Genomic DNA, 2,929 nt, shown 5'->3' with positions numbered 1-2,929 from the left:
CCCCACGGCGAAGGACAGTTCTGTCGACTCCGCCTCCCGATTTCAGAACCCTGGGGAACCGTAGGGTCTCGTTGACTTGACCGCAACAAGATCGCGCGCGCCGAATCGGCCAAATGAGCGTGCGCGCCTGCATTTTTACCCCGAGCGTGTCACGCTATCCGTTTGTCTGGCCTGCCAAGGAGACGACGCTCTCGCGCTCCGCAACATTTTGCGGAGTTGCGCGAAGAAGAGCGCTGGCACGAACAGCGTGCGTTGCCCGTCGATGATCGTTTTGTCGCCCGCCGCCGAAAGCGTGTGGAGCCCCGCGGGGAACGGACCATGGGGATCAGGGCGCACGACCGTCACCACCTCCTCGTGAAAATCGACGGGCGAGAGGCGGGTCACGCGGTTCAGCGCGACGGCCCCGCCGTATCCGCGCGAGCAGTCCTGCGCTGGCCGGTACAGCGTTCCTTGATGCACGAACGGCGTCCCACCAGGGCGCGTGCTTCGGACATCCATCTTGAGAGGATTGGCGGCGTGCGCCATCCACGGCCCCCGCAGGTCCGGAGCGTGCATGGCGTGGAGCGTGACGGTGCCGGCAGTTCCCTCCACGCCGTAGAACATCCACCAGCGCCCGTCGAACCGCACGAGGGACGCATCTAGCGCGGCGATCCCCTGCACCAGCGTGGCGACCTTCTCCCAGCGCGTCGGGAAATCGACTGCCTTGTAGAGGACCACCTGTTCACTCGCGCTCGTCTCGGGCATGCAGAAGATCTCGCCGTCGTGCTCGACGAGGTATGGGTAGGACGCGTGCACTGCGAGTTCCAGGATCCCCCGCCGGATCCTCGGCGCACCCACCTCCGGGCATTCTATCGCCACCACTCGGCCAACCTGCTCGGCGTGGTCGAGTTCCTCCGCCAAGATCGTCAAGTTCTTGCCCGACCGGATGCCGAAGGGATCGGCGAGGAAATGGCGACGATCCGAGCGCGGGAGCCAGCTCACCTCGGGGCGAAAGCGCGGATCGAGAAAGGAGTGAATGGGCGCGTGGATGATCCCCACACCCCACTGCCTATGTCGGAAGAGCCACCCAGCAGCGTCGGTGAGCTTGGCAGTCGTGGTGCGCGCGAGAAAGCTCAGCATCTCGCTGTTCTTCGGCGTGCGGAAGATTGGCGCTGTCGTGCGGGAGGGCTGCGCGGAAACGTACTCTCCGCGGTTCGAGAGGAGATCCCGGCAGACCTTGGCCGGAAGATCCGCACCGGCGACGAGGACAGCCTCCCGCGAGCGTGCGTACGACTTGGGCACGGTCTGGATGTGGCACTGCTTCAGGACTATCCCGCTGTCGAGTGCATCGGTGAGCCGCTGCAGCGTGATCCCGGTAACCGGGTCGCCCTTGGCGATCTCCCAGAAGGCGCAGGGCATCCCCCGATACCGATCCAAATCACCGTGGTGAAAGGACCAGACGCCGTACCGCGCCGCGGACAGGATGTCGCCGCGAATGATGTTGAAGGCGAAGCGCAGGATGAAATCCAGATCGTGGGCGCGGATCGCGCTGACGTCCTCGGGCGAGAAGTACTGGGAGTACTTACCGCGGAATTCCGGTCGGCAGCGGATTACCGGCAGGCCGCGGTCCAGCTCGGCAGGGAGGTCCATCCGCCTCTCGGCGGGGATCTTGCCGGCGATGAACGCCCGTTGGTAGAGGTTCCAGAGTAAACTTGGCGAGCGCAGGCGCTGCCAGAGCCGATGCCTCGGACCGGCGGCCCCGGCGTCGGCGTCCACGATGAGGAGCGCGGGCTCGACCTCTGGGATCGACTGCAGCTCGCGCACAACCAGTGCCTGCCAGGCTTCCAGCTGCGGCCCGCGGCACATGATTCCGTATCGGAGCCGCCGCGAGCCGGGGGCCGTGTGGACCCGATGCCCCTCGGCCGAGTAGACGTCCCCTGAATCCCGTTCTGTCATTCGTCGAGCCTCCGGCCCGCCATCTCCCCTCCTCCGGTTGCGCATGCCGATTCACTGGGCGGATTCCCGCTCCCGTGGGCGCTGCCGACCACGTCATCATGCCTCGACTCCTCGCCGCGCAGCTAGAAGGAAGCGGCCGAGTCGACGAACCGCCCTAATGGGTCCTTTCGCCGCGGCGGCCACGGCCTGCGAGCACCTCTGGCTCGACGCGGTGAATGGATCCGGGTCCTGATGTGGTTCCTCCTCACGGTTCGGGACGCACCTTGGTCATCTCGGTGTCGCGGAGGTCGTTCAGGGAGGTTCGGATGGCAGCCTCGCGGGCCGCGTGCTCTGGGCCGGTGCGGGTCGATAGGCCACGCTCGCACAATAAGAGCGTAATCCAGGACGACGCACAGAGCACCGTCTCGGATACCAGGGTCGCCACAAGTGCGCCTCGCCAGGAGTACTTTGGAATGAAGGCGGCGTAGAGAGCGAGGGTGAAAAGCGCGTTGCCCACGAGCAGCTTCGCGCGCAGCACGCCGCGGCCGAGGCCCAACAGCCCGTTCAACGGGAACACTCCGACGCCGCGCAGGATCACGACCGGGGAAAGCAGCTGGAGAATGAGCGTCGCCTCGGCAAAGTCACGGGTGAGGATCCTCGGGACCAGCGGCGCCATCAGAATGAGGCAGATGACGGCAGGCACCGCGTACGTCATGGCGATCAGCGATAACCGGATGGCCCGTTGCGACTGCGCATTCGGGCCCGCCTCCTTGTGCAGGAACGAGAGGTGCGTCGCGCCGACCAGCGCGGTGACGGGCAGTTGAACGACCTGCATGAGGCGATAGGCTGCGCCATATCGACCTGCGTCTGCCTGGTGGTGCGCAGCGGTGAGCACGAACTTGTCGGCATCGGACTGGGCGCTCGACGCAGCGATCCCGAGCCCATACAAGAATACGCTGCGGACGTGTTGAAGCTGGATGCGCCCCGGCCGCGCCGCAACCCGGAGTAGCCGTGA

General features: G+C 66.0%; 2 protein-coding genes. Both read right to left on the bottom strand.

Going from position 1 to position 2,929, the window contains the following annotated elements; genetic code table 11:
- Positions 1 to 135: 135 nt before the first annotated feature.
- A complete protein-coding gene (locus tag E6J58_22245; GenBank protein TMB32652.1) occupies positions 136 to 1,980 on the bottom strand; it encodes a hypothetical protein in 1,845 nt (614 codons plus the stop codon).
- A gap of 199 nt (positions 1,981 to 2,179) precedes the next feature.
- Positions 2,180 to 2,809, bottom strand: coding sequence for a hypothetical protein (locus E6J58_22240; GenBank protein ID TMB32651.1), 630 nt, complete (start codon positions 2,807 to 2,809; stop codon positions 2,180 to 2,182).
- Positions 2,810 to 2,929: the final 120 nt, after the last annotated feature.

It is taken from the genome of Deltaproteobacteria bacterium (genome assembly GCA_005879535.1).
In the GTDB taxonomy this organism is placed as follows: domain Bacteria; phylum Myxococcota; class Myxococcia; order Myxococcales; family 40CM-4-68-19; genus 40CM-4-68-19.
This window is presented reverse-complemented; position numbering and strand designations above follow the sequence as displayed.